This is a genomic window from Bacillus paralicheniformis (assembly GCF_001042485.2).
Classification (GTDB): domain Bacteria; phylum Bacillota; class Bacilli; order Bacillales; family Bacillaceae; genus Bacillus; species Bacillus paralicheniformis.
The window spans coordinates 1-838 of sequence record NZ_LBMN02000033.1; the positions used below are offsets into that span (position 1 = coordinate 1).

At 55.5% G+C, this 838-nt stretch carries 1 protein-coding gene; it reads right to left on the reverse strand.

Annotation, left to right across the window (positions count from 1 at the left end; all coding sequences use genetic code 11):
- A partial coding sequence (locus tag ACH97_RS16550) for an AMP-binding protein (protein ID WP_155519900.1) occupies nucleotides 1–838 on the reverse strand: 838 nt, incomplete at both ends.

Genomic DNA, 838 nt, shown 5'->3' on the forward strand with positions numbered 1-838 from the left:
AAAATGCGGCATCCACCGTAGCTTCTGTCGGCCCGTAGCCGTGAATGACCGCAGTCTCCGGCAAAGACCGGGCAAATCGGGCGGCTGTCTGGGGAGCGAGCGCTTCACCTCCGGCGAATACGTGTTTCAAGGTTTTCGCAAGGCTTGTCCTTTTCTCCTCTGTTTCCATCTCGACCTGGTCTAAAAAGCTGTTGGCCATCGCCGGGATAAAATGCGCCGTTGTCACCCCTTCATTGACGAAGGCTTCTGTCATCAAAGCGGGATCCTTCTCCCAGCCCTGCGGAAGCAAATACATGGAGGCGCCGGGAATCATCCACCAAAACAACTGCCAGATCGAAGCATCAAATGAAAACGATGACTTGAGCACAATGACATCATCTTCAGTTAATGGGAACTGGCGCTGCATCCCGGACAAAAAGGCGGCAGCCTGTCGGTGCTCAACCGCGACGCCCTTCGGTGTCCCGGTTGAACCGGATGTATAGATGACATAGGCGAGTGAGCCGCCATCTGTATGAACGCAAACCGATTCGGTCTCCGCTGTCTCCGCTTGAAACGATGACAGGTTGACTTCAAGCGTCTCACCGGCAAAACCGGAGACGGACAAACCCGGCCCTGTGACGAGAAGCCGGGCGCCACTGTCAGCGAGCATATATCTGAGCCGTTCTTCAGGATAGTCTGGATCAAGCGGCACGTAAGCGCCGCCGGCTTTCAAAACAGCCAGCACCGCGATCACCATCTCTGGTGAACGGTCGGCGAGGACGCCGACCACACTTTCTTTGGCAACGCCTTTTTTCTTCAACCGGACAGCGAGCTGATTGGTATACTGATCAAGCTCTCG